General features: G+C 71.5%; 29 protein-coding genes and 1 tRNA gene. 10 read left to right on the top strand and 20 right to left on the bottom strand.

Features of this window, described 5'->3' with window-relative positions:
* Window positions 1–234 (top strand): hypothetical protein (locus ACIBQX_RS07090; protein WP_397001493.1); only part of this gene is annotated, 234 nt, incomplete at its 5' end.
* A 319-nt stretch (window positions 235–553) separates the two neighbouring features.
* Here ACIBQX_RS07090 and ACIBQX_RS07085 read toward each other — a convergent pair.
* The 5 genes from ACIBQX_RS07085 to ACIBQX_RS07065 form a co-directional block, all read right to left on the bottom strand.
* The gene (locus ACIBQX_RS07085; RefSeq protein WP_397001492.1) at window positions 554–1,498 is read right to left on the bottom strand and encodes a methyltransferase domain-containing protein; all 945 of its coding nucleotides are present in this window, start codon (window positions 1,496–1,498) and stop codon (window positions 554–556) included.
* Between the two features lie 3 nt (window positions 1,499–1,501).
* Window positions 1,502–1,663: a hypothetical protein gene (locus ACIBQX_RS07080; RefSeq protein ID WP_397001490.1), complete on the bottom strand. Its 162-nt coding sequence runs from the start codon at window positions 1,661–1,663 to the stop codon at window positions 1,502–1,504.
* A 393-nt stretch (window positions 1,664–2,056) separates the two neighbouring features.
* A complete protein-coding gene (locus ACIBQX_RS07075; protein WP_397001488.1) occupies window positions 2,057–2,656 on the bottom strand; it encodes a DUF6461 domain-containing protein in 600 nt (199 codons plus the stop codon).
* Window positions 2,657–2,721: 65 nt separating this feature from the next.
* Complete coding sequence (locus ACIBQX_RS07070) at window positions 2,722–3,591, bottom strand: hypothetical protein (RefSeq protein WP_397001486.1); 870 nt, start codon at window positions 3,589–3,591, stop codon at window positions 2,722–2,724.
* 255 nt (window positions 3,592–3,846) lie between these two features.
* A tRNA-Ile gene (locus ACIBQX_RS07065) sits at window positions 3,847–3,920 on the bottom strand.
* A 293-nt stretch (window positions 3,921–4,213) separates the two neighbouring features.
* Here ACIBQX_RS07065 and ACIBQX_RS07060 point away from each other — a divergent pair.
* Window positions 4,214–4,741, top strand: a complete 528-nt coding sequence (locus tag ACIBQX_RS07060) for a histidine phosphatase family protein (RefSeq protein ID WP_397001484.1) — start codon at window positions 4,214–4,216, stop codon at window positions 4,739–4,741.
* A 41-nt stretch (window positions 4,742–4,782) separates the two neighbouring features.
* Here ACIBQX_RS07060 and ACIBQX_RS07055 read toward each other — a convergent pair whose 3' ends face one another.
* Both ACIBQX_RS07055 and ACIBQX_RS07050 read right to left on the bottom strand, forming a co-directional pair.
* Window positions 4,783–6,228 carry a S1 family peptidase gene (locus tag ACIBQX_RS07055; protein WP_397001482.1) on the bottom strand — a complete coding sequence of 482 codons (1,446 nt, stop codon included), beginning with the start codon at window positions 6,226–6,228 and terminating at the stop codon, window positions 4,783–4,785.
* Between the two features lie 83 nt (window positions 6,229–6,311).
* Window positions 6,312–7,244, bottom strand: a complete 933-nt coding sequence (locus ACIBQX_RS07050) for a LysR family transcriptional regulator (RefSeq protein ID WP_397001480.1) — start codon at window positions 7,242–7,244, stop codon at window positions 6,312–6,314.
* Window positions 7,245–7,339: 95 nt separating this feature from the next.
* On the opposite strand from ACIBQX_RS07050, the gene ACIBQX_RS07045 reads away from it, so the two are divergent.
* Window positions 7,340–7,564 carry a DUF6158 family protein gene (locus ACIBQX_RS07045; protein ID WP_397001478.1) on the top strand — a complete coding sequence of 75 codons (225 nt, stop codon included), beginning with the start codon at window positions 7,340–7,342 and terminating at the stop codon, window positions 7,562–7,564.
* A complete protein-coding gene (locus tag ACIBQX_RS07040; protein WP_397001476.1) occupies window positions 7,564–7,800 on the top strand; it encodes a hypothetical protein in 237 nt (78 codons plus the stop codon). Before ACIBQX_RS07045 ends, ACIBQX_RS07040 begins: the two co-directional genes overlap by 1 nt.
* 60 nt (window positions 7,801–7,860) lie before the next feature.
* Here ACIBQX_RS07040 and ACIBQX_RS07035 read toward each other — a convergent pair whose 3' ends face one another.
* Genes ACIBQX_RS07035 through ACIBQX_RS07025 form a run of 3 tightly spaced genes read right to left on the bottom strand, consistent with a single transcriptional unit; the run spans window position 7,861 to window position 10,984 of the window.
* On the bottom strand, window positions 7,861–8,556 hold the full coding sequence (locus ACIBQX_RS07035) for a hypothetical protein (protein WP_397001474.1): 696 nt from the start codon (window positions 8,554–8,556) through the stop codon (window positions 7,861–7,863).
* Window positions 8,553–9,854 carry a VWA-like domain-containing protein gene (locus ACIBQX_RS07030; RefSeq protein WP_397001472.1) on the bottom strand — a complete coding sequence of 434 codons (1,302 nt, stop codon included), beginning with the start codon at window positions 9,852–9,854 and terminating at the stop codon, window positions 8,553–8,555. The genes ACIBQX_RS07035 and ACIBQX_RS07030 overlap by 4 nt, the downstream gene beginning before the upstream one ends.
* Window positions 9,851–10,984, bottom strand: a complete 1,134-nt coding sequence (locus ACIBQX_RS07025; RefSeq protein WP_397001470.1) for an AAA family ATPase — start codon at window positions 10,982–10,984, stop codon at window positions 9,851–9,853. Before ACIBQX_RS07025 ends, ACIBQX_RS07030 begins: the two co-directional genes overlap by 4 nt.
* 318 nt (window positions 10,985–11,302) lie before the next feature.
* Between ACIBQX_RS07025 and ACIBQX_RS07020 the strand changes: the two genes are divergently transcribed.
* On the top strand, window positions 11,303–12,082 hold the full coding sequence (locus ACIBQX_RS07020; protein WP_397001468.1) for a putative hydro-lyase: 780 nt from the start codon (window positions 11,303–11,305) through the stop codon (window positions 12,080–12,082).
* On the opposite strand, the gene ACIBQX_RS07015 is transcribed toward ACIBQX_RS07020, so the two are convergent.
* Complete coding sequence (locus ACIBQX_RS07015; RefSeq protein ID WP_397001466.1) at window positions 12,045–14,252, bottom strand: ATP-binding cassette domain-containing protein; 2,208 nt, start codon at window positions 14,250–14,252, stop codon at window positions 12,045–12,047. The genes ACIBQX_RS07020 and ACIBQX_RS07015 overlap by 38 nt on opposite strands.
* A gap of 48 nt (window positions 14,253–14,300) precedes the next feature.
* Here ACIBQX_RS07015 and ACIBQX_RS07010 point away from each other — a divergent pair, with 48 nt between their 5' ends.
* Window positions 14,301–14,921 (top strand): TetR/AcrR family transcriptional regulator, encoded by a 621-nt coding sequence (locus ACIBQX_RS07010; protein ID WP_397001464.1) that lies wholly within the window; start codon window positions 14,301–14,303, stop codon window positions 14,919–14,921.
* Here the strand turns inward: ACIBQX_RS07010 and ACIBQX_RS07005 are convergent.
* Entirely contained in the window at window positions 14,863–15,468 is a 606-nt protein-coding gene (locus ACIBQX_RS07005) for an AAA family ATPase (RefSeq protein ID WP_397001462.1), read from the bottom strand. The two genes, ACIBQX_RS07010 and ACIBQX_RS07005, sit on opposite strands and share 59 nt — an antisense overlap.
* A 98-nt stretch (window positions 15,469–15,566) precedes the next feature.
* Here ACIBQX_RS07005 and secY point away from each other — a divergent pair, with 98 nt between their 5' ends.
* Complete coding sequence (secY, locus tag ACIBQX_RS07000; protein WP_397001566.1) at window positions 15,567–16,871, top strand: preprotein translocase subunit SecY; 1,305 nt, start codon at window positions 15,567–15,569, stop codon at window positions 16,869–16,871.
* Here the strand turns inward: secY and ACIBQX_RS06995 are convergent.
* The 3 genes from ACIBQX_RS06995 to ACIBQX_RS06985 form a co-directional block, all read right to left on the bottom strand.
* Window positions 16,868–17,512, bottom strand: a complete 645-nt coding sequence (locus ACIBQX_RS06995) for a response regulator (protein ID WP_397001460.1) — start codon at window positions 17,510–17,512, stop codon at window positions 16,868–16,870. The genes secY and ACIBQX_RS06995 overlap by 4 nt on opposite strands.
* 70 nt (window positions 17,513–17,582) lie before the next feature.
* Complete coding sequence (locus ACIBQX_RS06990) at window positions 17,583–18,554, bottom strand: sensor histidine kinase (protein WP_397001458.1); 972 nt, start codon at window positions 18,552–18,554, stop codon at window positions 17,583–17,585.
* Window positions 18,555–18,614: 60 nt separating this feature from the next.
* Window positions 18,615–19,511 (bottom strand): aryldialkylphosphatase, encoded by an 897-nt coding sequence (locus ACIBQX_RS06985; protein WP_397001456.1) that lies wholly within the window; start codon window positions 19,509–19,511, stop codon window positions 18,615–18,617.
* Between the two features lie 171 nt (window positions 19,512–19,682).
* Between ACIBQX_RS06985 and ACIBQX_RS06980 the strand changes: the two genes are divergently transcribed.
* Window positions 19,683–20,144, top strand: a complete 462-nt coding sequence (locus ACIBQX_RS06980; RefSeq protein ID WP_397001454.1) for a TIGR02611 family protein — start codon at window positions 19,683–19,685, stop codon at window positions 20,142–20,144.
* A 7-nt stretch (window positions 20,145–20,151) separates the two neighbouring features.
* Here the strand turns inward: ACIBQX_RS06980 and ACIBQX_RS06975 are convergent, their stop codons facing one another.
* A complete protein-coding gene (locus tag ACIBQX_RS06975) occupies window positions 20,152–20,472 on the bottom strand; it encodes a GroES family chaperonin (RefSeq protein ID WP_397001452.1) in 321 nt (106 codons plus the stop codon).
* Window positions 20,473–20,573: 101 nt separating this feature from the next.
* Window positions 20,574–21,512, bottom strand: a complete 939-nt coding sequence (locus ACIBQX_RS06970; RefSeq protein ID WP_397001450.1) for an endonuclease/exonuclease/phosphatase family protein — start codon at window positions 21,510–21,512, stop codon at window positions 20,574–20,576.
* Between the two features lie 134 nt (window positions 21,513–21,646).
* Here ACIBQX_RS06970 and ACIBQX_RS06965 point away from each other — a divergent pair, with 134 nt between their 5' ends.
* Both ACIBQX_RS06965 and ACIBQX_RS06960 read left to right on the top strand, forming a co-directional pair.
* Window positions 21,647–22,900, top strand: coding sequence for an ArgE/DapE family deacylase (locus ACIBQX_RS06965; RefSeq protein ID WP_397001448.1), 1,254 nt, complete (start codon window positions 21,647–21,649; stop codon window positions 22,898–22,900).
* 22 nt (window positions 22,901–22,922) lie between these two features.
* Window positions 22,923–23,531 (top strand): TetR/AcrR family transcriptional regulator, encoded by a 609-nt coding sequence (locus tag ACIBQX_RS06960; RefSeq protein WP_397001446.1) that lies wholly within the window; start codon window positions 22,923–22,925, stop codon window positions 23,529–23,531.
* Here the strand turns inward: ACIBQX_RS06960 and ACIBQX_RS06955 are convergent.
* From ACIBQX_RS06955 to ACIBQX_RS06945, 3 genes are read right to left on the bottom strand one after another with little or no spacing between them, the layout of a single operon-like run.
* Complete coding sequence (locus tag ACIBQX_RS06955; protein ID WP_397001444.1) at window positions 23,515–24,330, bottom strand: ABC transporter ATP-binding protein; 816 nt, start codon at window positions 24,328–24,330, stop codon at window positions 23,515–23,517. The genes ACIBQX_RS06960 and ACIBQX_RS06955 overlap by 17 nt on opposite strands.
* Window positions 24,330–25,337: a FecCD family ABC transporter permease gene (locus tag ACIBQX_RS06950; protein ID WP_397001442.1), complete on the bottom strand. Its 1,008-nt coding sequence runs from the start codon at window positions 25,335–25,337 to the stop codon at window positions 24,330–24,332. The genes ACIBQX_RS06955 and ACIBQX_RS06950 overlap by 1 nt, the downstream gene beginning before the upstream one ends.
* Complete coding sequence (locus ACIBQX_RS06945; protein WP_397001564.1) at window positions 25,334–26,395, bottom strand: FecCD family ABC transporter permease; 1,062 nt, start codon at window positions 26,393–26,395, stop codon at window positions 25,334–25,336. The genes ACIBQX_RS06950 and ACIBQX_RS06945 overlap by 4 nt, the downstream gene beginning before the upstream one ends.
* Between the last annotated feature and the right edge of the window lie 6 nt (window positions 26,396–26,401).

Raw genomic sequence — 26,401 nt, 5'->3', positions numbered from 1 at the left:
GCTGAGCAGATCGGCACGCATCACCTGCACGCTGACCACGCGTTGCGCCGGGTGCGCTCGTGGGCGCGGTACTACCTGACCGGCGAACCCGCCGCCACCTCGCCCGGCACCCTGTTCGACCATGCCCTCGCCCACGCCTCCCGAGCCGCAGCCCGCCAGTTCCTCTCCGACACGGGCGAGATGCTCACCGAGCACACCACGCGGCTGGACACGGCCAAGGACCCGATCTCATGACCACCGCTCCCGACGATTCACGAAAGGACAGCCCCACCATGAGCACCCCCGAAGACCGCCTCCAGATGACGGAGGCGGTGGCCGAACAGGTGCGGCGAGCACACGCTCAAGCCACCGACCTGGCAGCCCGGCTCACCCGAGGCGAGCGGCTGACCGTCGAGAACCTGTACGACGGACTGCACGCGCGCATTCTGCACAGCTGGTGGAGCATGATCGCCCGGCACGGTGACGAGGACGGCCTCGACATCACCCGTGTCACGGCCAAGTTCACCTTCTGGATCGGCTGCTACCTCACCGAGGACCTCCCCGTCACTACGACTCACGGTGACGCCACCTGGGATAAGCAGATCGCCCTGGCGCATCTCGAGCGTGCGCAGGCGTACATCAAGAGAGCCGCCGCTCGCGAGTTCCTCGCCTTCTCCGCCGAGCAGTCCAAGAAGCCGGCCGGGACGGAGGAGGCCAAGTGAGCACACCGGACGCTTCTCAGATCGAGACGTTCCAGATGCTGGCCTGGAAGTGGAACGTCACCGCAGCCAAGCAGCACACGGCCGACCGCGAGCCCGAAGGGAGCCTTGATCCAGCCAACTGGGCGGGCATGCTGTAACCCGCCCGGCTTCAGCAGGGTGGCCACCACCTCGGCCCAGCGCCACAGGTCGGGCAGCCAGACGAGTGCGCCGATGCCGGTGTAGACGATGTCGTAGGTGTCTTTCAGGGCGGTGGGCGCGTCGTAGACGTCCGCGGCGACGAAGCGCGCCTGCAGCCCGCATTCCTGCGCCAGCGCGGTGGCGGTCTCGATGGCCTTCTCCGACAGATCGAGGCCGCTGACCTGCGCGCCCCGCCTGGCCCAGGCAAGGGTGTCGAGCCCGAAGTGGCATTGCAGGTGAACCAGTGACTTGCCGGTGACGTCACCGACCTCGTCGATCTCGAAGTCCCGCAGAGGATCCGCGCCCGCTTTGAAGCCGGGAACGTCGTAGAAATCGCTGGTCACATGGATGTCCACGCGCCCGTTCCAGTTGGCGCGATTGACGGTCAGATAGTCGATCTCGCTCATGCCCGTCGAGCTTAGTGCGTGTTTGAGATAGTCGATCTTCGTCAGTCGCAGACGATTCGGGCTTGTCGCCGAGCGGGGCCCTTGCGGGTGAGACGGCGGGCCATTGCCGGCGATGGCGGCCCAGCGGATGATGGCCTCGGAGATCTTCGGGTCCCGTTCGTAGTCGCGGGCCAGACGGCGACAGGCGGTGAGCCAGGCCAGCGTTCTTTCCACCACTCAACGCCGTGCGATGACGCTGAAGCCTCGCTGATCAGCGGGCTTGCGGACGATCTCCAACGTGGTGCGCAGGGTGCCGGCGGCCCAGTCCACCAACCGGCCGGCGAACCCCTGGTCGGCGAAGACGTGCCGGATCGGGGTGGTCAGATACGCCGACAGCAACGCGGTCTTGGCACCGTCGGGTCCTGCCAGCTGGCCGCCATCACCGCGACGGCGAGCCCGCCGCTGGTAACCCCACGGGGGTTCTCTCGGACCGGCCGCAGAATGAGCTCGCGGATGGGCCTCACGGTGGGCGGGCGCCCAGACCGCTTAGGCCGACAGGCACATGACGCTGCTTCAGCAGATCGCGATGCCAGCGTAGGACGGTGTCCGGACGCATGCGGACCTGCTGAGCTGTCCACGCACCGGTCGAGTCACGCTCAGGACGTGGACCCGCGCATGCGGACCTCCATCACGAACAACGCGTACCGACGGCCTTCGCCATGCCCGCCGCGCCACGTTACCCAGTCCCCCGCTCTGCTCACGACCCGCGTACCTGTCACAGGCAGGGACATGTCAGCTGGAAGGGGGTATCACCGCTCTCATGTGAGTCGCATCGAGCCATGCTCGATCGAGTTGCCTGCCGGTCACCCGCCCGATCAGGACGAAGACGGAGGTGACGCTTTCCCCGAAGCTCTCCACCTCGCCAGCGTCGAATCGAAGCCCTTCCATGAGATCGTCCAGAGCGTTCGGATCCGCTCCTTCCCTCATGCCCGGCGCCAGGAAGTTGAACGAGGTCACCTGCTCGCCGTCGACAAAGTACTTGACCCTTTCCCCGCCGTTGATGTGCCAGCCGATGCTGATGGCGGCACCGCCCTCTGCGGAGAGAGCGGCCATGGTCTCTTTGGTCGTGCACTCATGATCACCGAAGACGGCGGTCCACGAGCCACTGTCGCCAATGAGGACCAGGCGACAGTCCGGTCCTATGTCCCCCAGAGGCGCAGCGGGTTCCGTCGCGTTCACCGGGATCATCGATGCGGGATCCGCTTGCAGTCGGCGTGCGGTTTCCGCCACATCGATGCCCCGGCACCAGACCGCGTAGAACTCCTGTAGCGGCTCCACCGAGTCCGTCTCGTAGCCGAGAAGTAGATCGTAAATGGCCGTACGCCAGTTCATCGTGTTTATATCCTCGTGCGGAGAAGGGGCGGCCCCGCCCCACGTTCTCGGGCGGGGCCGGTCGGCTAGTCCTGTCCGTCGTTGTCCTTGATACGCATCCAGAAGTTCTGGTCCCGGCCCACCCGGTAGCGGGCGAAGAAGAGGCCGAGATCTCGTCCCGCTTTGCTGTTGTGTGGTTGCGAAACGGCTTTCACGGAGTAGTTCTTCGGGAACAGGCCTTGGCTGGCCGCTGTCTGGTACGTGGAATTAAAGGGATATTCGTCACACTGATGGTCCTCCGGCATCACAGTGATCTCGCGGGCGCAGATTCTGGCCTGCAGCAGGCGGTTGGACTGGAACCACGGACGCCCGTCGTAAGCGAGTTTCGCTGGGTTCGCCCGGGTGAGTGCGTTCTCCTTGCGGCTGCCGTTCGGGGCGTCGTAATTGCCCGGGAAGACCTTGGCCGAGCCGTCCGAATGGGCGGGTACGGTCGTGTTCGGCTCCTTGAAGGTTTTGAGGATGTGCCGGGCCACTTCGCCGCGTTCGGCGTCACCAGTCTCCATGGTGTAGATCCGGTCCGCCTGGATGAGGATGCAGGCGCCCTTCATCCGCGGGCTGTCCTGCAGCGGAATGTTCGGCAGCCTGCCGCCGGGTCCGAAGGTGAGGCTGTCGCAGCGAATCTTGGGCGCCTTGTCCTTGCCCTTGGCGATCTCCTCCGAGGACAGATCCTCCGGCCGGTCCCACAGCGGGACGCTTTCGCCGTCCTTCACGCCTCCGGGGGTGTCTTCAACAGTGATCCACGGACGGAGGGTACAGGTGTTCACATCGCCGCCCGACGACCGGAAAGTGAAGTGGGCGGGGTTGTTCTCCCAGTCGCGCGCCCACTTGCTCACCTTCTTGGAGGTGCCACAGTCGCCGCCGGACGAGCCCGCCTTGGGCGTCACCTCCAGATGCATCGTGGTGGCGAGTCGACTTGGACATAGCTTGAGCGCGCATCAGGCCGCCGTTGACCGGCGACGCTGCGCAGACCTTCTCGCTTGATCTTCTGATGGTCATCTCTGGGGTCTGAGCTGACGGTGACGGCCTAAACGATCTACCGCGCTACACGGTCCGCACACAAGAGCAACCACCGAGCAACCAGCCATGATCAACAACGAGATCGAAGGCCCACGAGAACCGAGAAACCCCAGGTCGAACGCGGTAGTGGAGAGTAGGGCGGGTGGGACTTGAACCCACGACCCACGGATTATGAGTCCGATGCTCTGACCGGCTGAGCTACCGCCCCTGGATTCAGTTGTACGGCGTGTGGCGGGACACGAACGGATCATGCGACGCCCCGCGCAGGGACAAGGCTAGAGCATGAGGGCCGGTCGTGGGTCCGGGCTGGTGGGCCACGGCCGCCGGTTCGTGGCTGCCTCGCACATCATTCCATGCCGGACACGGTTAATGGAGTCCGTGGCGATCACATTCGCGGGTGTTTCCGGGGGGCCGGATGCTGGGGGAAGGGTACAAATCGTACGGGTCCTGAAATATGGGAATTTGAGATCGGCCGCCCCGGTGGATCGGTACCGTCGGGGCATGCCGGTGAAGCTGATCTACGAGACGCATGCCACCACCGTGGACAACGAGACGGGCATCGCCACCGGATGGCTGCCCGGCGAGCTGTCCGCGGCCGGGCGGGAGCAGGCCGCCGAGCTGGGGGAGCGGCGGCGCGGCGTGGACGTGGTCTACTCCTCTGACCTGCGACGCGCCGTACAGACCGCGCGGATCGCGTTCGGTGCGGCGGGTGAGATCAGGCTCGACGCGCGGCTGCGGGAGTGTGACTACGGCATCTACAACGGACGGCCGGTGAGCGAGGTTCACGCGCTGCGGCGCAGGCACATCGACACACCGTGGCCGGGCGGGCAGAGCTACCGGCATGTGGTGGGCGAGACCGCCGCCTTCCTGGAGGACGTCGCCAAGCTGTGGCAGGGCCGTACCGTGCTGGTCATCGCGCACTCGGCGAACCTGTTCGCGTTGCGGAACCTGTTCGGCGGGATTCCGCTGGAGGAGCTGGTCGACGCCCCGTTCGACTGGCAGCCGGGCTGGGAGTACCACCTGGCGTGAGAGCCGGGGAGGCCATGCTCCCCGGCTCTCGGTTCAGGTGGTCACGGGCGGTTCAGGCCCATCGTGTACGACCCGGAGCCGCTGTAGGCGTGCACCCGGTAGCGGTAGTAGCCGGCCGTGCCGTTGTAGCTGACCGTTTCATCCGCGTTCGGGCTGTCGCCCCTGGCCACGATGGTCCAGGAGGAGCCGTTCCACTTCTGCAGGTAGAGGTCGAAGTCCGTGCTGTCCGGCGCGTCCAGGCAGCCGGCGTGGGTGCCGGAGGTGGTCGACTGGTAGTAGGAGCCGTCCGGCTGGTAGGTGCTCTGGCCGGAGGAGAGAGAGCCGGTACGGGTGTCCTCGTAGGCCGCGCAGCCGGTGGGCGGGTCGGGGTCGCCGCCACCGCTGGTTACCAGCGTCAGGCCGCCCGCTGAGATGATCTCTCCGATGGGCTGGAAGTACGTGGTCCCGCCGATGCTGCAGTTGCCGCTGCCGCCGGAGGTCATGCCCTGGGCCTGGTCGCCGGAGATGAACGAGCCGCCGGAGTCGCCGCCCTCGGCGCACACGTTGGTGCGGGTGAGGCCGGAGACCGTGCCTTCGGCGTAGTTGACGGTCGTGTTCAGTGCCGACACCGTGCCGCAGTGCCACTGGGTGGTCGAGCCGGATCGGCAGACCGAGCCGCCGGGCTGGGTGACGGTCGCGCCGCGCACGGGCAGGATGCCGGCGGAGTAGCCGTTCACCACGCCGGGTGCGGTCCAGTCGGAGTTCGTCGCCACCCAGGCGTAGTCGTTGCCCGGGAACGAGGAGATCTCGAAGGTGCCCTGGGCGACGCGGTTGTAGCCCTCGGTGGCCTGGCCGTTGCGGCCGCAGTGGCCTGCCGTGGTGTAGCCGACCTGGCTGCCCCGCCTGGCCGCGAAGCCGATCGAGCAGCGGGAACCGGCCGCCGGGATGTAGTAGGCGTCGCCGCCGCGGATGTCGTAGAAGAGCTTCGGGCGTTCGGCGGACTGTTCGAGCTTGACCGAGCCGGCGTCCACGCCCGCATCGGCGATCCACGTCCTGGCCGCGTCGAGGTCGGAGGCGGTCACGGTCACGGTGTTGTCGGCGACCGAGACGGACCAGCTGTGCACCGTGGCGGGGGGCGCCGCCTTGTCCAGGCTCTCCTTGGCGGCGGTGAGCTGCGCCAGCGTCCTCGGCACCACGCGGGCCCGGGCACCCTCGCGGGTGATCGCGGCGCTGTCGGCGGCGTTCGTGGTGGCCACGACGAGCGCGCTCTCCGGGCCTTCGTACCAGGTGCCGGCGTAGCTGTCGCCGAGCTTCTTGCGCAGGCCCGGTGCCGCCTGGTTGCCGCGGGCCTCGTTGGCCAGGCGGGCGAGCGCCTGCTTCTCACTGATGCCGAGGTCGCGCTGGATGGCGTCGACCACGCCGGTCGGAGGCTTGGCGGCGACGGCTGGGGTGGCCGTCACGACTAACGCGCCGATCGCGATCGCGATCATGGCAGGGGTTCGGAGCATGATGTCTCCTTCGTGCTGGGGGTGCCGTCAAGGTAACGGCAGGACCAGCGGGCGAGGAGTACCAACTTGCCCCTATCGCCGTGTTATGGCGTGGTGCCGAAACCCGCGTTCCGGGCCAGCCAGTCGTGGTAGACGGGATTGCGCCGTACGGCCTCCATATGGGTCTGTTTGGCCTGCACGAGCACCCACGCGGCGTCCAGCGCGGCCGGATGCCGGCCGAGGAGCTGCCGCCAGCGCAGCGGCGAGTTCTTCAGCGGCACCACGACCAGGCCGGGGCCGGGCTGGTGGGTGGCCTGGCAGAGCACCACCGCCCGGCCCACCTGGGCGAGATGGATGCAGGTCGCCACGTCGATCTCGTAGATCGTGCCGGGCGTGAACCCGGCCCGCGCGCACGCCATGGCGAAGCAGTCGTTGAAGCAGCCGTCCCCCGGCGTCAGCGCCCAGTGCTCACCGGCGAGGTCCGCCAGCTCGACCTCCTTCTCCACGGCCAGCGGATGATGGGCGGCCAGCAGGACGAAGACGGGATCGAGACTGATCGTCTCCCACAGAAGCGTTCCCAGGGGGGTGCCGCTGTCGCCGCACGCGCCGGTCAGCACGTAGTCGAGGCGGCCGAGCTCCACCATGGTCGTGAGCTCGTGCGCCGACCAGCTCGTGTACGTGCTCACGCTGCGCTCGGCGGCGAGCCGGTCCACCAGGCCGCCGAGGATCGGCCCGTTCGTCGCGCCGATCCGGTAGCCGAGTGAGGGGGCGTTCGCGAACCGTACCGCCTCCTCCTGAAGCTCTTTGGCCGCGGGCAGCAGCACGCGGGCCCGGGCGAGCACCAGCTCGCCGAGGCGGGTGGGCCGGGCGCCGTGGCGGTCCCGCTCGAACAGGGCGCCGCCGAGCATTCTCTCGATGCGCTTGAGCTGGGAGGTCAGAGCTGGCTGCGCTAACCCGCACAGGGAAGCGGCCTTGCTGACGCTTCCGGCGTCCGCGACCGCGCGGACGATTCTGAGGTGCCGTAGCTCGAGGTCCATAACGGGAAGGTAAAGCGGGTTAATCTCCCCGACAATGCCTATATGTCAGGAAATGTGACAGATATTGTTGACTGCCTTCGGGGTAGGGGGCACCCATGACCACGATGGGAATTGATCCGGCCCAGCTCAGCGACGAAGATCTGATCCGCGAGCTGCGGCACCTCCACGTGACCCGTACCGATACTTTCCTGCACGGTTCCGACGACGCACTGGCCACTCACACGTCCCGGACGAGCGAACTGGAGAGTGAATACCTGCGCCGCAACCCCGACCGGGAGGTCGACCCGAACCGGCTGCGGGAGGGGGCGAGGGCACGCTGATGGACCCGCTCCACGACATCCAGGCCTTGTCCGACGTCGACATCCACGTGTACGAGGCGGTCGCGGGGGAGTCGGGCGAGTACGGATGGGCCGGTTTCAGCGCCCTCGTCCGGGCTACGGGCCTGACTGAGGACGAGGTGCGGCAGAGCCTCCAGACCCTGGTCGGCCAGGGGTACGTGGTGGCGGCGGAACAGGGCTACGGCCTGGGCCCGCACACCTTCGGGGTCGAGCGCTGACTCCGCAGGGTCTCCGGTTCGGCGTCGAGCGCTGATGAGATCCCTTCATGGGGCCGGTCCTCAGGGCGGCCCGGCTCCGGGGTCGAGCGCCGACAACGCGCGGAGGACGGCCGCCTGCGAGCTGGACACGCCACCGGCCCGCTGCGCGGCGGCCTCTTCCGGCGCGAACCCCGCCGCGCACCAGTCCGCCACCTCCTCCAGGGGGACGGCGCCCCACCACGCGGCCATCACCTCCACCGCCGGCGCCCCGGTTCGCGCCGCCTCCGCCGCCGCGAACCCGAGCGCCCTGAACACCCGCGCGTCCCCCTGGTCCACCCGCCGCCGCGCCCACGGCTCCGCCTCGCCGCCGTCCCACCCGGCGTCGGCGTACGCGCGCGCCACGTCGGCGGGCACCCCCGCACGCAGCAGCCGCCGCAGCGCCTCACTCCGTCCCGGATCCAGCTCAGGCTCCGGTACGGACAGCCGCGCCAGCCACGGAACCCGGTGCGGCCGCTCACCCGCCAGATGCCTGCGCGCCGCGTCGTGCGGCGCGACCCCGAGCTCATGCCAGCGTACGGCGTCCCGGGGCGTCATCCCGGCCCGCTGCCAGGCGACGACGGAGCCGGGGGTGGCCCCGGCGGTTCCCCACAACCGGGCGTCGGCGGGCTCCGTCACCCCCGCCTCGCGCCAGGCGCCCGCCTCACCCGCCGCGAACCCGGCCCGCCGCCACCGGCGCGCCTCCCCCGGGGTGAAGCCGCCCCACGCCGCATCCGTCATGCCGCCCTCCGGACGCGTGCGACACTCGCCCAGGACGGGACGGTCGCCCCTTCGCCGAACAAACAGACCACGACCGGACACCGCGGCCGCCGCTCAGGCCAGGGCGTGTGGCCGTCGGTCAGCACGATCACCAGGTCAGCCCCTGGACCGGTGGTCCTGTCGTGGGTGGACGGTCCGGTGCTGGTAGGCGGGGTGGCGGTCCGGGAGCGGAGGGACGGTGCTCCGCCGGTGGCGGCGGCGATGCCGGGGCGTAGGTCGGTGCCGCCTGCGCCGATCAGCCGGACTTGGGAGGCCGCTGTCACCCGCTGCACCGGGTAGGCCTGCGTGTCGCAGCAGATCACGTCCAGCCGGCGGTGCCCGGCCGCTCGCAGGACGCCGCCGAGCTCGGCCAGGGTCCGGCCGAGGTCGGCGCGGGAGACACTGCCGGAGGTGTCGACCACGACCGCGATCCGGGGCACCGGCCTCACCAGGGCGGGCAGGACGAGCTCCGGCACGGCGGCGGCCCGTCTCGACGGCCGGCGATAGCTGTGGTCCACCCGGCCCGCCGCCTGGGCAAGCGCCCTCCTGACCAGGGCCCCGAGCCGGGCTCGCCAGTCGACCTCTGGACGCAAGGTGTGCTCGGCCCAGCGCCGCCAGCCGCCCGGCACGTTGCCCCTGGCCTCGATCTCGGCCGCCACGGCGCGGGCCAGCAGCTCTCGTTCCAGCGCGGTCATCGCGCCCGGCCCGGTGAAGGGCGCCCGGCCGCAGGGTGCGAGGTGGCCGGGGACATCGACGAGGTCCAGCAGCTCCAGGTAGCGCTCGGCCAGGAGACCTGGGGGCAGCCCGAGCGTGTCCGGGGTCACGGCGTCGGCGGGCTCGGGCCCGAGGTCGCCGAGATCGTCGTTGATCTCCGCATCAGCGGCCCGCGCCCAAGCCGACTCCTGTCCCCGCCCGCCGCCCACCGGTTCGTGGTCGGTCGTCCCGCTGGTCGCGGTCCGGTTCTTCGTCGTCTCGCTGGTCGTGGGTTCGCCGGCTGGGGGGTGGGTGGGGGCGCGGGTGTGGTGGGCTCTCAGGAGGTGGCCCACCTGGTGGATCAGCCACCAGCCCAGCTCGGGCACCGGGGTGCCGAGCACGGTGGCGGGGTCGAGGTGGACGTTCCAGTGCGCGTCTGCCGGCAGGCCGCGGAGCCCGCCGGGAGGTCCCGGGTCATGGACCAGCGGGTTGAGGGCGAACAGGGCCGAGGCGAGGTACGGCGCCCGGCTCGCCGCCCAGAGTCTGGCGGCGGCGAATCTTTCGGTGAGTTCGTCGGGGGCGTTCATGTCATCAGTCCCGCCATGCGCAGGATCGCGGTCAGCTCCAGCACCGTCACGGGCAGCACGGCGCCGGGCGGGCGGCAGGCGGCGAGCGATCGGGCGGCGCCGGCGGCCACGTCCGGGGCTTGCTGGGAAACCCGTCCGATCAGGGTCCAGGCCCGCTGCCACGGCTCCGCCCCGCCGTCCGCCGCGACGTACGCGACCATCGAACCCAGCACCGCGTGCATCCGGTCGATCCGCTCCGGGAGCGGCGCGGCCGGGTCGGTCAGGAGCGTCTCCGGATCGGGCAGGTCCAGGTCGCGGACCCAGGAGAGCAACTCGTACCCGGCGGCCTCACCCACCGCCCCCACCACCAGCTCGGCCCGCACCCGCCGCGCCGCGGCTCCCGTATCACTCGTGCAGGCCAGTGCCGTCGCCGCGAGCTCCCAGGTGCGGGGGCTGGGCCACGCGCGCGCCGGCCCATCGGGTACGGCGAGGACCAGTTCGGGCCGTACCCGCAGGAACGCCCCCACCAACGCCTTGGCCCGCCCCACCGCGCCCGCGTCAGCGTCCCACCCGGCCGCGCCGAACGGATACGGGCGTCCGGATGCCCACCTGTCAGAAGGTCCGGTTCCGTGGGGTTCGGGAAGATCGGTCGTGTCGGGTGGGTCGAAGCCGGTGGTGAAGCCCTCGGCCACGGAGGTGGCGGTGATCTGCCAGTCCAGGTGGATCAGGCGGTTGGCGAGCGGCGCCGACAGGTCCCAGCCGTCGGCCGCCTGTTCCGGTGGGTTGGCGGCGGCGACGATGCGCACCTGGTCGGGCAGGGTGAGGTCGCCGACGGTTCGTTCGAGCACGACCCGGAGCATCGCGGCCTGGACGGCGGGTGGGGCGGTGGTCAGTTCGTCCAGGAAGAGGATGCCGTGGCCGGAGGTGGCGAGGCGTTCGGCCCAGCGGGGTGGGGCGAACCAGGTGCGGCCGTCGCGCAGCATCGGCAGGCCGGCGAAGTCGCTGGGCTCCCTGATCGAGCCGACGACCACCTCGACGGGCAGCCCGAGCCGTCTGCCCATGGCCAGCACGGCGGAGGTCTTCCCGGTGCCCGGCGCCCCCCAGAGGATCACCGGCAGGTTGGCCGCCACCGCTGTCGACAACGCGTCCATGAAGAACCTCCTTGCGTCAACTTTGATTGACTTAGGTCAACGTAAGTTGACGCTGGTGATGTTGTCAAACCGGCGAACCCGCCAGTGTGCACGTGGACGCAGACGCGCGGCACCAACTGGGGCGAGGTCTCGGTCCCCAGGAACGGATCCGGCGAGATCACGGTCTTCACCGGCACCAGGCCTGCGACTGACCGGGTCGCTCACTGATGCCGCCGGGTGACCTCACGGATCCGGCGGACAGGGCCCGGCACCACGAGGATGTGGCGCCGGGCCCTTCATGATGTGGTGCCGGCAAATCTCGAAAAGTACTGTCAAGGGGTGGATGTCGCAGATCTGACCCCCGCCCAGGCACGGAAGCGCTTCCGAGGCGGCGAGCGGCGCCCCACCGCGGGCTGGTGCAGGGGATGGACGCAGGCCAACCTGATCGCGGTGCCGAAGGCGCTGGCGTACGAACTGCTGCTGTTCGCGCACCGCAACGCCCAGGCGTGCCCGCTGCTCGACGTCGGCGAGGCGGGCGCGTACCGGACCCGGCTGTTCCCTGGCGACCTGCGCACGGACCTGCCCGGCTACCGCGTCTACCGTGACGGGCGGCCGGTGGCGGACCGGAGCGAGGTGGTGGAGGAGTGGCGCGAGGACCTGGTGCCGTTCCTCATCGGCTGCAGCTTCACCTTCGAGCAGGCGCTGCTGGCCGAGGGGGTGCCGGTGCGGCATCTGGAGCAGGGCTCGAACGTGCCGATGTACGTCACCGGCGTGCCGTGCGAGCCGTCGGGGCCGCTGTCAGGGCCGCTGGTCGTGTCGATGCGGCCGGTGCCGGAGCCGCTGGTGGCCACCGCGGTCGAGGTGAGCGGCCGCTATCCGATGGTGCACGGGGCGCCGGTGCACGTGGGCGACCCGGCCGAGCTGGGGATCGGCGATCTGGCGCGGCCGGACTTCGGTGACGCGGTGGAGGTGCGGGCGGGCGAGGTGCCGGTGTTCTGGGCGTGCGGGGTGACGCCGCAGGCGGCGATCATGGCCAGCGGGGTCGACTTCGCGATCGGCCACCTGCCCGGCCACATGGCGATCATCGACGCCCGTGACGACGACTATCGAGTGACATAGCGAGATATTTCCCCGTATGCGTGGAGGCGTTCGCCAGCTCGGCCGGGGTGCCTTCGAAGATCACCCGCCCGCCGTGCTGCCCCGCCTCCGGACCCAGGTCGATCACCCAGTCGGCGTGCTTGACCACGTCCAGGTCGTGCTCCACGACGACGATCGTGTTGCCGTCGTCCACCAGCCGGTCGAGGAGCGCCAGCAGCCGGTCGACGTCGGCCATGTGCAGTCCGGTGGTCGGCTCGTCGAACACGTACACATGGCCGGTCTCGTGCAGCCGGTGCGCCAGCTTGAGCCGCTGCCTCTCCCCGCCCGACAGCGTGCTGAGCGAGCGGCCCAGGGTCAGGTGGCCGAGCCCGAGCTCGCCGAGCCTGGCCAGCCCCGGCAGGTCGTACACGCGCACGGCCTCGTCGGCCGTCATGGCGAGCACGTCCGCGATCGTCCGCCCCGCGACCGTGTGGGAGAGCGCCTCCGTGCTGTAGCGGCTGCCGCCGCAGGCGTCACAGGTGCGGGTCACCGGATCCATGAACGCCAGATCCGTCTTGATCTCCCCACGCCCCTTGCACTCCGGGCAGGCTCCCGCCGAGTTGAAGCTGAACACCTTGGCCGGCACCCCGCACGAGCGGGCGAACAGCCTGCGCAGCGGGTCCAGCGCGCCCAGGTAGGTCGCCGGGGTCGAGCGGGTGGAGGCGGCGATGGCCGACTGGTCGATGAGGATCGTGCTGGGATGCCGGGCGACCAGCTCGCGGGTCATCAGCGTGCTCTTGCCCGAGCCCGCCACCCCGGTGACCGCCGTGAGCACGCCGAGAGGCACCTCGACCGTCACGTTCTTGAGGTTGTGCCGGTCGGCTTCGGAGATCGTCAGCCGGCCAGACGGCTCGCGCGGGCTTCGCTTGAACCCGGTCGTCCGCCTGAGCATCCGGCCCGTCGGCGTGGCGCTCTCGGTCAGCTCGGCGAAGGTGCCCTCGAACACCACGCGTCCGCCCTCGGCCCCCGCGCCCGGCCCCAGGTCGACCACGTGGTCGGCGAGCGCGATCACGTCGCGGTCGTGCTCGACGACGAGCACCGTGTTGCCCTTGTCACGCAGCTCCAGCAGCAGGTCACCGAGCCGGTGCACGTCCCGCGGGTGCAGGCCGACGCTGGGCTCGTCGAAGATGTACGTCAACCCGGTGAGGCTGCTGCCCAGGTGGCGTACGGTCTTGAGGCGCTGGGACTCGCCGCCCGACAGCGTGGGCGTCTCGCGGTCCAGGGCGAGGTAGCCGAGGCCGATCGCGTCGATCCTGCGCAGCGACTCGACCGCCGCCTCCGCCACCGGGTCGGCCAGTTCTTCGAGCACCCCGATCAGGTCGGTGACCTCCATCGCGCACAGGTCGGCCAGGTTGCGCCCGCCGATGCGCGAGGCGAGCGCCGCCGCGTTGAGCCGCCTGCCGCCGCAGGCGCCGCAGGTGCGCTCGGTCACCACCCGCCGCGCGGCCTCGTCCAGCGTGTCGAGGTCGCGGTGCAGGTGGATCCGGTTGAAGCGGGTGATCACGCCCTCGTAATCGCCCCTGCCGACCTTGAACCCGCCGCCGTGCAGCAGCAGCTCCAGCTCCGCCTCGCTGTAGTCGCGCAGCGGCTTGGCCGGGTCGAACAGGCCTGATCCGGCGTACAGCTGCCAGGCGTAGCCGCCCACGGCGAACAGCCGCACGGCCCCCTCGTCGAGCGACAGGTCGACGTCGATCAGCTTGCCGACGTCGACCTCCACCTTCCTGCCCAGGCCGTCACAGTCCGGGCACATGCCCTGCGGGTCGTTGAAGGAGTAGGCCGTCGCCGGGCCGGCCGAGGGCTCGCCCCGGCGCGAGAACAGCACCCGCAGGATCGGATGGATCTCGGTCATGGTGCCGACCGTCGAGCGGGCGTTGCCGCCCACGGGCTTCTGGTCGACCACCACGGCGGTCGTCAGGTTGGCCAGGCGGGTGGCGCGTGGCCGCTCGTGCTTGGGCAGCCGGTTACGGATGAAGGCGCTGAACGTCTCGTTGAGCTGACGCTGTGACTCCGCCGCGATCGTGCCGAACACGACCGACGACTTGCCGGAGCCGGACACGCCGGTGAAGACCGTGAGCCGCTCCTTGGGCAGGCGCAGGGAGACGTCGCGGAGATTGTTCTGCCGCATGCCGGTGAGCACGATGTCCTGGGACATGTTCTCCTCCATAGCTATGGCTACTACCTATAGCTTAAGCTACAGAACGTGGCTGACATTTCCGACCGCAGGTCCCGCCGCCGAGCCGAGACCCTGGCCGAGATCCGCGACATCGCCCTGGAGGTGATGGCCGAGGAAGGGGTGGCCGGGCTGACCCTGTCGGCCGTGGCCAGACGGCTCGGCGTCCAGCCGCCGTCGCTGTACAAGTACGTCCCGTCCCGGCACGCCCTCTACGACGTGCTGTTCAAACTCGGCCAGGAGGGCTATCTCGTCGCCGTGCGGCAGGCCGCCGCGCCGCACGAGCCGGGGTTGGCCGCCATGGGCGCCTCCCTGGAGGCCGGCGCCCGCTGGGTGATGGCCAACCAGGTGCTGGCCCAGCTCCTGTTCTGGCGGCCGGTGCCCGGCTTCGTGCCGTCACCGGAGTCCTACGCGCCCGCCCGGGACATCCACGCCCACTTCACCGTCCTGATCCGGGCCGCCGTCCGGCGGGGCGAGCTGCACCCGGACGCCGCGAGCGAGGAGGGCCTCGACCTGGCCTCCGCTCTGATCGCCGGGCTGATCTCGCAGCAGCTCGCCAACGAGCCGGACGTCACCTACGAGCAGGGCCGCTTCACCCGCCAGGTCCCGCGCCTGCCCGCTGTGTTCGCGGCCGTATACCCGCCGCCGTGAGCTGCGCCTCCGGCGACGGCGCTCCCGGCCGGTTGTCGATCTCCAGATGGGGCACGGCAGGCGGCTCGTTCACCTTGACGGCCGTCAGATAGTCCTCGAACGCCGCCAGCTTGCCCGCGTCCCTGTCCAGTCCCCTGGTCACCAGCCGCTCCCGCAGCGTCGGGCCGTCGGAGCGGACCCACAGCAGGCGCACCGGCGGCCCACCGAGCTCCGCCACCCAGCGCGCCCACCTGGCCGCCGAGTGGACCTGGCCGGTGAACGGGCCGTCGAGCAGCACCGGGCAGCCGTGCCCGCGGATCTGCCTGGCGGTCCTGGTCAGCCCGGCGTACTCGTGCACCTTGGCATGCTCGTCGTACCACCGACCCTCGCGCTCACCGTGCGGCCTGCCGTACGCCCGGAGAAGCTCGCCGACGAGGTCGCCGTACAGCGTGTCCTTGTCGAGCAGGGCCGGCACCGGGGACAGGCGCGCGAGCAGCGCGGCCGCCACCGTGGACTTGCCCGCCCCCGGCGGGCCGCTGACCACCCAGACCACGCCCTGCCCGCTCACCCGATCAGTGTGCCGTACGCGGATTCGCGTATGCGCACGCCGCCGCTGAGCGGACGACCGGGAGGCGGTACGCGGCCAGACTCCTGCACATGCTGACCATGCCGACCGTGCTCACCGGGGCGTTCCGGGTGCCGGAGCTCCGCAAGAAGGTGCTGTTCACCCTCGGGTTGCTCGCGCTGTTCAGGCTCGGGCAGGTGCTGCCGTCGCCGGGGGTGGACGTGGTGGCGGTGCGCGAGTGCGTGGGGTCGGCGCGCGGCGGGCTGTTCGACATGGTGCAGCTGCTCAGCGGGGGCGCGATGCTGCGGCTGTCGGTGTTCGCGCTGGGCGTCATGCCGTACATCACCGCCAGCATCGTCATGCAGCTGGCCGCGGTCATGGTGCCGAAGCTGGAGGCGCTGCGGAAGGAGGGTCAGGCGGGGCAGGCGCGGATCACGCAGTACACGCGCTACCTGACCGTGGCGCTGGCCGTGCTGAACGCCACCACGATCGTCGCCCTGGCGCGTGCCGGGCAGCTGCTGCCCGGGTGCCCCCGGCCGCTGCTGCACGACCCGAGCCTGCCGGCCGTGACCGTGCTGGTGCTGACCATGGTGGCGGGCACCTGCGTGGTCATGTGGATCGGCGAGCTCATCACCGGCCGCGGCATCGGCAACGGGATGTCGCTGCTGATGTTCACCCAGGTCGTGGCCGTCTTCCCGTCCTACATGGCGACCATGTTCGTGCTGAGCCCGTTCGCCTTCGTGGTCATCCTGGTGTCGGGGGTGTTCCTGGTCGCGGCCGTGGTCTTCGTGGAGCAGGCGCAGCGGCGGGTGCCCGTGCAGTACGCCAAGCGGCTGGTCGGGCGCCGGACGTACGGCGGCAGCAGCACCTACATCCCGCTCAAGGTCAACCAGGCGGGCATCGTGCCGGTCATCTTCGCCACGTCTCTGCTCTACCTGCCCACCCTTGCCATGCCGTTGCTGGGGCCCATGCTGGGGGAGGAGACGGTCGGGTGGATCGCGCGCACGCTGACGTCCGGCTCCCACCCGCTCTACATGGCGGTGTACGTCCTGCTCATCGTCGCGTTCGCGTACTTCTACGTGTCCATCACGGTCAATCCCGTCGAGGTGGCCGACAACATCAGGCGGTACGGGGGGTTCGTGCCGGGGGTGCGGCCGGGCAGGCCGACCGCGGAGTATCTCGCGTACATCCTGTCGCGGCTCACCGCGCCGGGGGCGTTCTACCTGGCGGCGCTGGCGCTGGTGCCGCTGGTGGCCTTCGCGATACTCAAAGATCCCGGTACGCAGCAGAACTTCCCGTTCGGCGGCACCAGCGTGCTGATCATGGTGGGCGTGGGGCTGGACACCGTCAAGCAGATCGAGGCCCAGGTGCAGCAGCGCACCTACGAGGGCTTCCTCAGCTCCTAGACGGCGAGCCCGGCCCGCATCGCGAACACCACGAGCTGCGCCCGGTCCCGGGCGCCCAGCTTGACCATGGCCCGGCTGACGTGCGTGCGGACGGTGTCCGGGCTGATCACCAGCTCCTTGGCGATCTCCTCGTTGGACCTGCCGGTGGCGACCCAGGCGACCAGCTCACGCTCGCGCGGCGTCAGCGTCTCCAGGCCCCGCACCGGCTCCGCGCCGTGCCGGCCGAACAGGCCGATGACCTTACGCGTGATCGCCGGAGACAACAGCGCCTCGCCCGCCGCCACCACCCGCACCGCGTTGACCAGCTCCTCCGGGGCGCTGTCCTTCAGCAGGAACCCGCTCGCGCCCGCCTGGAGCGCGGCGAAGACGTACTCGTCCACGGCGAACGTGGTGACCACCACGATCCTGGTGGCGCTCAGCTCGGCGTCGGCCGCGATCGCGCGCAGCGTGGCCAGGCCGTCCATGCCGGGCATCCGGATGTCCAGCAGCAGCACGTCCGGTCGGGTGCGGCGGAGCAGCGCGAGCGCGCCCGCCCCGTCGGCGGCCTCGCCTACGTGCCGCAGATCGGGCTCCCGCGCCAGCAGCGCCTTGAGCCCCATCCGCACCACCGCCTGATCGTCGGCCACGGCAACGGTGATCACCCGCCCCCCTGCGGCGTGCGAGCCGGTGATCACGCGTCCGCCTGCGGGGCGCGGGCCCGGAGGGTGGTGATCATGCGGGGTCCTGGGGGAAGCGGGCCACGACCTGGAAGCCGCCGCCCTCGCGTGGGCCCGCCGCGAACAGGCCTCCCGCGCCGGTCACCCCGGCGCGCATGCCGGTGAGCCCGCGCCCGTCGGCGGCGCCTGACCAGCCCACGCCCCGGTCGGCGACCTCCAGCACGAACTCGCACGGGTCGTTGGCCACCCGCACCAGCGCCCTGGTCGGACCGGCGTGCCGCAGCACGTTGGTCAGCGATTCGCGCACCACGCGGTAGACGGTGCCCCGCAGGTGGGCGGGGACGACCGGGCTCGCCGGCTCCACGTCCACGGGCAGCCCGGCCGCCCGCACCCCCGCGATGAGGCCGGACAGATCCTCGACCGCACCGGGAACCGGGTCGCCCGGGTCCTTCGGGTCGGCTGGGTCGTGCGGATCCAGGCGGTCGAGTGCCGCGCGTAGCTGGGTGAGCGTGGTGAGGCTGGTCTGCCGGATGGCCTGCAGTGACTCGCGGGCCTGCTCGGGATCGTCGTCGAGCGCGACCAGGGCGAGGCCGGCCTGCATGGCGATGGCCGCCAGCCCGTGGCCCGCCGCGTCGTGCACCTCACCCGCGAGCCGAGCCCGCACGTCCGCACCGACGCCTGCGAGCGGGACCTGGGCGGTTTCCTGGTCGGGTCCGGCCGACACGGTGAGGCGTTGTGCCTCCGGGGCCGGGATGCCCCAGGCCTTCGCCGGTGTCGCATCCGCGAGCGGGTGGCGTACGGACTGCGGGTGGCGTACGGACTCCTCGGCGCTGCGGGCGGGCGGCGGCGGGACGGCGTCGGCGGCGGCCGCGGCGGCGGCGCGGGCCTGGGCCAGGCCGCTGAACGACCACGGGACGGCGAGCCAGCCGGCCCACGCCAGCATGACGACGACCGGGACGTCACCCAGCCGCGTCAGGCGGGACAGCGCCCTTCTGCGGTCTCGCCCGCGCGTGTGCTGCGTCTCCATACCTCACCCGGCCAGGATCATGTGGTTCGATCCTAGCCAGTCCCGGGCGCGGCGATGGGGTCAGGCGGTTCCGGAGGTCAGCCAGCGCAGGGGGTTGTCGTGGGTGACGGTGCGCAGTGTGCTCTCCTCGACGCCGGCCTCGCGCAGCTGGGGCAGCACCTCCCGGAACAGGTGCGCGTAGCCGGGCCCGTCGTACTTGCGCACCTGCGACACCCGGCTCAGACCGGTGCTGAGCAGCAGCCGGTCGGCGTACCCCTCCTCGATCAGGTTCAGGGCCACGGCGGTCGTCCGCTCCAGGCCGGCCGCGAGCGCGCCCACGCTCACGTACGAGCCCGCCTCGGCGATCTTGCGGGCCACGGCCGGGTCGGCGCCCGCGTACCCCACGGCCACCCGCGAGCCCGGCAGCCCCTGTGCCAGCAGGATCTCCAGCTGGCCGAGAGCGTCCTGGCCGTAGGTGGCGACGGACAGCCGGGAGGCGAGCGAGGCGCGGGCGGCGGCGACCAGGGCGCGCTCCTCGGCGGGCGTGGCCCGGTCGCCCCAGCAGCCGACCTCGCCGATCACGCCGGGGAAGACGCCGCTGCCCTCCATCCCGTCGGAGATGTCGGCCATCAGCAGCCCGGTGAGCGTGTCCACGTCCTGGTCGCGTACGGTGCTGAACGGCTCGGTGAACAGGCCGGTGGCGGCGATCACCGGCACCCGGCCGCCCGAGGCGACGCGGGCCAGGCAGGTGGCGTCGCGGCCCATGCCGATGCAGGTCAGGTCCACGATCAGGCCGAGCTCGTCGGACTGGCGCAGCTCGCGGAGCTCGGCGGTGACGGTCTGCTCCTCGTCCAGCCAGCGGTAGGGGTCGGAGTCGATCCCGGCGGCCCAGCGCATGTCGGTGCGCAGGTGCTCGTGGGGGAGTACGGGACCGCTGACGGTGGCCGCGCGGATGGGGCCGGTTACGGTGCGAAGCATGACCTCGGGCATAGCAAACGATATCCGACATAAGTCGGAAGTTGCCTGATCAAGTGGGATATTTTACTCTCTTGGCGTTTATTGGACGTGTGCGCCGAAGTCCGCGTTTGGACATCCTCTCCAAATGCCCGACCCTTATCCTGGGGAACACACCGACTGTCCGGGGGGACCGTGCCCACGCATAAACCAGAGACCGGCGACGCCGACCTCGTCAAGGAAGAGGCGGCCGACCGCTCCGGCATGCCCGCACGTCGCTCCGGGCTCCATGGCAGGCTCGACGGCATCAGATCGACGCGTGCCGGCGCGCTCACCCTGAAGATCGTCATCGGCGTGATCGGCGGGCTCATGGTCGGGGGCGGCCTGGTCATGGTGCCGTTTCCGGGGCCGGGCTGGCTGATCGTCTTCGCCGGGCTGGCGGTGCTGGCCACCGAGTTCCACTGGGCGCACAAGGCCCTGGAGTTCGGCAAGCGCACGCTGCACGCCTGGACCGAGTGGTACAAGCGGCAGGGCTGGACGGTCCGCATCGTCGTGGCCGTGGTGACCGTGATCGCGGCCACGGCCATCGTCTACTTCGGGCTGCGCACGCTCGGCGTGGACGTGATCCAGATAGCGCGGCAGTTAGTCCTCAGGTAGCGCCGGCCTATAGGTAGAGGCCGGTGCCGTGGTCGGTCGACTGGGTGGCCACCGCGTGCAGATCACGCTCGCGCATCACCAGATAGACCTGCGCGTGCAGCTCCACTTCGTACTGCTCCTCGGGGTTGAGCAGCACCTTGTCGCCGACCTTGACCGAGCGCACGTTCGAGCCGACGCCGCAGATCTCGCCCCACGCCAGGCGGTTGGCCATCTTGACCGTCGCGGGAATGACGATCCCGGAGCCACTGCGCCGCTCCTCGGCCGCCTGCTCCAGCCGGATCATGACCCGGTCGTGCAGCATCTGAATCTCGAACTTGGGTGGTTCCACAGGCTCAAGTTTACGTACACCGCGCCCCCACCACTCCCGTACGCCTCGGCGCTCACGAGCGGCGGGATCGCCCCGGGCCCGTCCTGCGACGCGGACCGGGGTCACGGCAGGCCGAGCACCGCGAACACCGGGCGGTGATCGGTGCCCCGCAGCGGATGCACGTCGAACGTCAGCACCGCCATGCTCTCGTCGGCCAGCACGTGATCGATGGCGACGCCGGGCAGCCAGCCGCCCTGTGGCCAGGTGGCCGTGAGGCCGTGCCCGGTCACGTCGGCGGCGTCGCGGTAGCCGGTGGCGAGCAGGTCACGCACCAGCAGGTGGTCGAGCGTCGCGTTGAAATCGCCCGCCAGCACCCGCAGCGGCCCGCTCGCGTCCGCGTCGGGCAGCGCCTTCAGGCCCGATCTCCAGCACGGCTGCCTGGCATACAGCCGTAGCGCGCACGGGTGCACCGACACGACCTCCACGCGGGTCCCCGACGGGTGTGTGAGCACGGCCTTGACCTGGCGGAACCCGCCGTGCTCGATCACCTCGCCGCCGGTGAGCGGGTGCCGGGCGTACACGGCCGAGCCGCCCGCCCCCGGCTTGGGGCGCGTCACCGCGTGCGGCAACGCCTCACGCAGGCCCGCCGCGTCGAGGCGGGCCTGGGCGGCGGGGGTCAGCTCCTGCAGCGCCAGCACGTCCGGCCGCAGCCGCTCGACCAGCGCCATCAGCGCCACCTCGTCGGCGGAGCCCACCAGCAGGTTGGCCGCCAGCACCCGGAGCGTCTCCCCGCTCGCCCCTTCCGGCTCGGTGGCGGTGGCTCGGGGCAGCACGGTGCACGCCAGCACCACCGTGGTGGCGAGCGCCACCACGGCCGCGGCCCGCTGTCTCAGCGTGGCCGCCAGCAGCAGCCCGGCCCCCGCCACGACCGCCGCGTACGGCGTGTACGCCACCAGCGGCGTCCACGGCCACACCGGCTCGTACCCCGAGACCCGCAGCACCGCCCACCCCGCGAACGGCGTCACCGCCACCCAGACCAGCACCTTCGGCCAAACCCGCATACGCACCTCCGACCTGTATCGCCACAACGACCCCTCCGGGTTCACACCACCCGGAACGGCCGGGGCCGCACCGTCCCCCTTCGGGGTTCACACCACCCCGAATCGCCGGGGTCGGGTCATGAGAAGGTGTGGCCATGCGTGACGCCGAGACCAGGGTCCTCAACGCCATCGACGAGGCCGAGACCGTAGAACTGCTGGCCGAGACCGTCCGGGTGCCGAGCATCACGGGCAGCGACGCCGAGTCGGAGTTGCAGCACCACCTGGCCCGCCTGCTCACCGAGGCGGGCCTGGACGTGGACGTATGGAAGCTCGACCTTGAGGACCTCAGACGGCGTGAGGGCTTCCCCGGCGGCGAGGCCCCGCGCGTGGAGGGCTACGGCGTGGTGGGCGTGACCGGCGGGGAGGGCGTTCCGGCGCTGGCGTTGCAGGGGCACGTCGACGTGGTGCCGACGGGCGACCTGGCCAAGTGGGAGGGCAGCGACCCGTTCGCCGCGCGCGTCTCCGGCGGCGTCCTGCACGGCAGGGGCGCCTGCGACATGAAGGCGGGGCTGGCCGCCAACCTGGCGGTGGTGCGCGCGATCAGGCGGGCCGGCGTCAAGCTGGCCAGGCCGCTGGCCGTGCACTGCGTGGTCAGCGAGGAGGACGGCGGGCTGGGCGCGTTCGGCACGCTGGCCAGGGGGCACACCGCCGAGGCGGCCGTCATCACCGAGCCGACCAGCGGCGCCGTGGTCACCGCGAACGCGGGCGCGCTGACGTTCCGGCTGGAGATCGCCGGGCGGGCCGCGCACGGCGGCGCCCGCCTGGAGGGGGTGAACGCCGTCGAGGTGTTCTGGCCGGTGTTCGAGGCGATCAGGCGCCTGGAGGCGGAGCGCAATCGCGACGTGCCCGCGATCTTCGGCGGCATCCCGCTGCCGTACCCGATCGAGGTCGGCACGGTCCGGGCCGGCGACTGGGCGAGCACGGTGCCGGACCTGCTGGTCGCCGAAGGCCGCCTGGGCGTGCGGCTGGACGAGGACCCGGCCGAGGCGCGGACGGCGTTCGAGGAGGCGGTGCTGTCGCCGGCGCACCCGTGGCTGCGCGAGCACCCGCCCGTGGTGACGTGGCCGGGCGGGCAGTTCGCCAGCGGGCGGTTGCCGGCCGGGCATGCCCTGCTGGGCGAGGTCAGGACGGCCGTGGCGGACGCCGGTGGCGCCGCGCCCGCCGAGGCGGCCGCGCCGTACGGGAGCGACCTGCGGCTCTACGCGGCGGGCGGGATCCCGACGCTGCACTACGGGCCGGGCGACGTACGCTACGCGCACGCGCCGCGTGAGCAGGTGGAGCTGCGCGAGGTGCGTGAGGTGACGCGCGCCCTGGCGCTCCTGGCGGTGCGCCGCTGCGGCGCTTACTGACCAATTGGACTATAGTCCGGATATGGCCGAGAACGAGCCGCTGGAGCTCCTGCGCAGCCGCCCTGCACAGGAGCGGGCGGACGCCGCGCGCAACCGGGAGAAGGTGCTGACCGCCGCCGCCGCGCTGTTCGCCGCCCATGGGGTCGACGGCGTCTCCATGGACGCCGTGGCGGCGGCCGCGGGGGTGGGGAAGGGCACGCTGTTCCGCAGGTTCGGCGACAAGTCAGGGCTCGCGGTGGCGCTGCTCGACGAGCGGGAGCGCGACCTGCAGGAGCGGATCCTGTCCGGGCCGCCGCCGCTCGGGCCGGGCGCGCCCGCGCCGGAGCGGCTGATCGCCTTCGTCGAGGCCTATCTGGACTATCTGTTCGATCATCTGCACCTGGTGCGGATGTCGGAGACGGCCAGCCCGGGGGCCCGCTACCGGATCGGCGCCTACCGGTTCTGGCACCGGCACACCGTGATCCTGCTGACCGCCGCCCGGCCCGGGTGCGACGCCGAGGTGCTCGCCCACGCGCTGCTCGCGGCCGTGGGCGCCGAGGTGGCGGGCGTGCTGGAGGAGGCGTTCGGGCGTGAGCGGGCGGGGCGGGCCGTCCTGGAGCTGGCCGGGGCGCTGGTCAGGCCGGAGAGGTGACCCGGCGGCGGCAGTGCGGGACCACCATTGGCGTGCCCGACTGCGGGTCCGGGATGATCTCGCAGCCCAGGTCGAAGACCTGCCGCACCAGATCAGGGGTGACGACCTCGGCCGGATCGCCCTCGGCGACGATCTCGCCCTCGCGCATGACGACCAGGTGGGTGGCGTAGCGGCAGGCCTGGTTGAGGTCGTGCAGCACCGCCACCATCGTCCGGCCCGCCTCGTGCAGGTCGGCGCAGAGGTCGAGCACCTCGATCTGGTGGGCGATGTCGAGGAAGGTCGTCGGCTCGTCCAGCAGCAGGATCGGCGTCTCCTGGGCGAGCGCCATCGCCAGCCACACCCGCTGCCGCTGCCCGCCGGACAGCTCGTCCACGATCCGGTCGGCCAGCTCGGTGACGTGCGTGGCCCGCATCGCCTCCGCCACCGCCGCCTCGTCGGTCTTGGACCACTGGCGCATGAGCCGCTGGTGCGGGTAGCGGCCGCGCGACACCAGGTCGGCCACGGTGATGCCGTCGGGCACGATCGAGCTCTGCGGCAGCAGGCCGAGGCGCCGGGCGACCTCCTTCGACGGCAGCGCGGTGATGACGCCGCCGTCCAGGTGCACCGCGCCGGCCTTGGGCTTGAGCATCCTGGCCAGCGCCCGCAGCAGGGTGGACTTGCCGCACGCGTTCGGGCCGATGATCACGGTGAAGGACCCGTCGGGGATGGCCACGCTCAGGTCGGTGGCCACCACCCGCTGGTCGTAGGCGAGGGTGAGCTCGCCGCCCCACAGGCGGCTGCCAGGCGTCGGTACGGCCATCAGTGGCGGTCCTTTCGCAGGAGGAGGGCGAGGTAGGTGCCGCCGATGGCGGCGGTCAGCACGCCGACGGGCAGCTGGGTCGGGGCGAGCAGGCGCTGGGCGAGCAGGTCGGAGACGGTCAGCAGCACGGCGCCCATGAGCGCCGAGGAGGCCAGGCTCACGCCCGGCGAGCGGGTCAGCCGCCGGGCGAGCTGCGGCGCGGCCAGTGCGACGAACACCACGGGCCCGGCGGCGGCCGTCGCCACCCCGCACAGCAGCACCCCCGACACGATGGCCGCGGCCCGCACCGCCTCGACCCTGATGCCCATGGCACGGGCGGAGTCGTCGCCCATCTCGATCATCCGCAGCGGCCTGGCCACGACAGCGCAGACGGGCAGCAGCAGCACCAGGGCCAGCGCCACCGGGATCGCGTGGTCCCACCCGCGCCCGCTCAGGCTGCCGGTCAGCCACGCTCCGGCGGTGGCCGCGTCGTTGATGTTGGCCCTGGTCAGCAGGTAGGAGTTGACCGACAGCAGCAGGGCGTTGACACCGATGCCGACCAGCACCAGCCGGTAGCCCTGCACGCCGCGCCGGAACGCCAGCGCGTAGACCAGCAGCGCGGTCACCACGCACCCGGCCAGCGCGCCGCCCGCGATCGTCATGGCCGACCCGCCCGCGACCACGGCCATGATGCCGCCGGTCGAGGCCCCGGCGGTGAAGCCGATGAAGTCGGGGCTGCCGAGGGGGTTTCTGGTGAGGCTCTGGAAGATCGCCCCACTCACCCCGAACGCCGCCCCCACCAGCAGCCCGGTGGCCACGCGCGGGGCGCGCAGCTTGCTGACGATGAGCTCGGCGACCGGCGTGCCCTGCCCGAACAGCGCGGTCAGGATGTCGGGGACGGAGACGGTGAACTCGCCGGTCGAGATCGCCGCCACGGCCACCGCGCAGGCGATGAGCAGCAGCAGTGCGGTGACGCCGAGCGCGCGCGGCGCGATCCGGACGGACCAGGGGCCCAGGCGTACGGTCATAGGGCGGCGAGCCTCCTGCGCCTGGTCATCAGGATGAAGACGGGCGCGCCGAGCACCGCGCACATGATGCCCACCTGCACCTCTCCCGGCCTGGCGACGAGCCGCCCGACCACGTCGGCGGCCAGCAGCAGCACGGGCGCCACCAGCGCGGAGTACGGCAGCACCCAGCGCTGGTCGTGGCCCACCACCGCGCGCACGGCGTGCGGCACGGCCAGCCCGACGAACCACAGCGGGCCCGCCGCGGCCGTGGCCGCGCCGCACAGCAGCGTCACGGCCACCGCGGTCAGCACCCTGGTACGGGTGACCGCCACGCCCAGCGCCTTACCGGCGTCGTCGCCCAGCGACAGCATGTTGAGCGGCCTGCCCAGCAGCAGCCCCAGCGCCAGTCCGGCGATCATGAAGGGGGCCAGCCGCGTCATGGTGTCGGCGGTCTGCCCGGCCAGCGAGCCCGCCAGCCAGAACCGCATCCGATCGTACGTCTCGGTGTCCATGCGCAGGATGGCCGAGCTCGCCGCGGTGAAGACCATGCCCACCGCGATGCCCGCCAGCGCCAGCCGTACCGGACCCGCGCCCGAGCGGCCGGAGGAGCCCAGCGAGTAGACCACGACCGAGGCCAGCGCGGCGCCCGCGAAGGCGAACCACACGTAGACCGTCGGATCGGACAGGCCCAGGACCGCGAGCGCGAGCGTGACGCCGAGCGCCGCGCCCTCGTTGATGCCGAGCAGCCCGGGGTCGGCCAGCGGGTTGCGGGTCAGGCTCTGCATGAGCGCCCCCGCGAGCCCGAGCGACGCGCCGACCATGATGCCGAGCAGCGTGCGCGGGACGCGCAGCTCACGGATCACGGTGTGGTCGCTGGAGGCGTCCGGGGCGAGTAACGCGTCCAGCACCGTGGACAGCGGCATCGCCCGCGCCCCCAGCGCCACGCTGGCCATCGCCACCAGGACGAGCACGCCTGCCGCCAGCGCCAGACCGCCGACGAGAGCCGCCCGGCGCCCGCGAGGATGTGCCGGGGACGGGCCGGTGACCTCGGCGGAGACCGCCTGGGTGGCGGACTCGATCTGCCG

The organism is Nonomuraea sp. NPDC049714 (assembly GCF_044465295.1).
In the GTDB taxonomy this organism is placed as follows: domain Bacteria; phylum Actinomycetota; class Actinomycetes; order Streptosporangiales; family Streptosporangiaceae; genus Nonomuraea.
The sequence above is the reverse complement of the archived record's forward strand: the minus strand, read 5'-3'. Positions and strand labels throughout refer to the sequence as shown.

Bases quoted from the DNA above. Each gene is read 5' to 3' on its own strand.
- ACIBQX_RS07075 (WP_397001488.1), bottom strand. From the start codon at position 2,656: ATGAACTGGCGTACGGCCATTTACGATCTACTTCTCGGCTACGAGACG.
- ACIBQX_RS07070 (WP_397001486.1), bottom strand. From the start codon at position 3,591: ATGCATCTGGAGGTGACGCCCAAGGCGGGCTCGTCCGGCGGCGACTGT.
- ACIBQX_RS07060 (WP_397001484.1), top strand. From the start codon at position 4,214: ATGCCGGTGAAGCTGATCTACGAGACGCATGCCACCACCGTGGACAAC.
- ACIBQX_RS07055 (WP_397001482.1), bottom strand. From the start codon at position 6,228: ATGCTCCGAACCCCTGCCATGATCGCGATCGCGATCGGCGCGTTAGTC.
- ACIBQX_RS07050 (WP_397001480.1), bottom strand. From the start codon at position 7,244: ATGGACCTCGAGCTACGGCACCTCAGAATCGTCCGCGCGGTCGCGGAC.
- ACIBQX_RS07045 (WP_397001478.1), top strand. From the start codon at position 7,340: ATGACCACGATGGGAATTGATCCGGCCCAGCTCAGCGACGAAGATCTG.
- ACIBQX_RS07040 (WP_397001476.1), top strand. From the start codon at position 7,564: ATGGACCCGCTCCACGACATCCAGGCCTTGTCCGACGTCGACATCCAC.
- ACIBQX_RS07035 (WP_397001474.1), bottom strand. From the start codon at position 8,556: ATGACGGATGCGGCGTGGGGCGGCTTCACCCCGGGGGAGGCGCGCCGG.
- ACIBQX_RS07030 (WP_397001472.1), bottom strand. From the start codon at position 9,854: ATGAACGCCCCCGACGAACTCACCGAAAGATTCGCCGCCGCCAGACTC.
- ACIBQX_RS07025 (WP_397001470.1), bottom strand. From the start codon at position 10,984: ATGGACGCGTTGTCGACAGCGGTGGCGGCCAACCTGCCGGTGATCCTC.
- ACIBQX_RS07015 (WP_397001466.1), bottom strand. From the start codon at position 14,252: ATGTCCCAGGACATCGTGCTCACCGGCATGCGGCAGAACAATCTCCGC.
- secY (WP_397001566.1), top strand. From the start codon at position 15,567: ATGCCGACCGTGCTCACCGGGGCGTTCCGGGTGCCGGAGCTCCGCAAG.
- ACIBQX_RS06990 (WP_397001458.1), bottom strand. From the start codon at position 18,554: ATGGAGACGCAGCACACGCGCGGGCGAGACCGCAGAAGGGCGCTGTCC.
- ACIBQX_RS06985 (WP_397001456.1), bottom strand. From the start codon at position 19,511: ATGCTTCGCACCGTAACCGGCCCCATCCGCGCGGCCACCGTCAGCGGT.
- ACIBQX_RS06970 (WP_397001450.1), bottom strand. From the start codon at position 21,512: ATGCGGGTTTGGCCGAAGGTGCTGGTCTGGGTGGCGGTGACGCCGTTC.
- ACIBQX_RS06965 (WP_397001448.1), top strand. From the start codon at position 21,647: ATGCGTGACGCCGAGACCAGGGTCCTCAACGCCATCGACGAGGCCGAG.
- ACIBQX_RS06960 (WP_397001446.1), top strand. From the start codon at position 22,923: ATGGCCGAGAACGAGCCGCTGGAGCTCCTGCGCAGCCGCCCTGCACAG.
- ACIBQX_RS06955 (WP_397001444.1), bottom strand. From the start codon at position 24,330: ATGGCCGTACCGACGCCTGGCAGCCGCCTGTGGGGCGGCGAGCTCACC.
- ACIBQX_RS06950 (WP_397001442.1), bottom strand. From the start codon at position 25,337: ATGACCGTACGCCTGGGCCCCTGGTCCGTCCGGATCGCGCCGCGCGCG.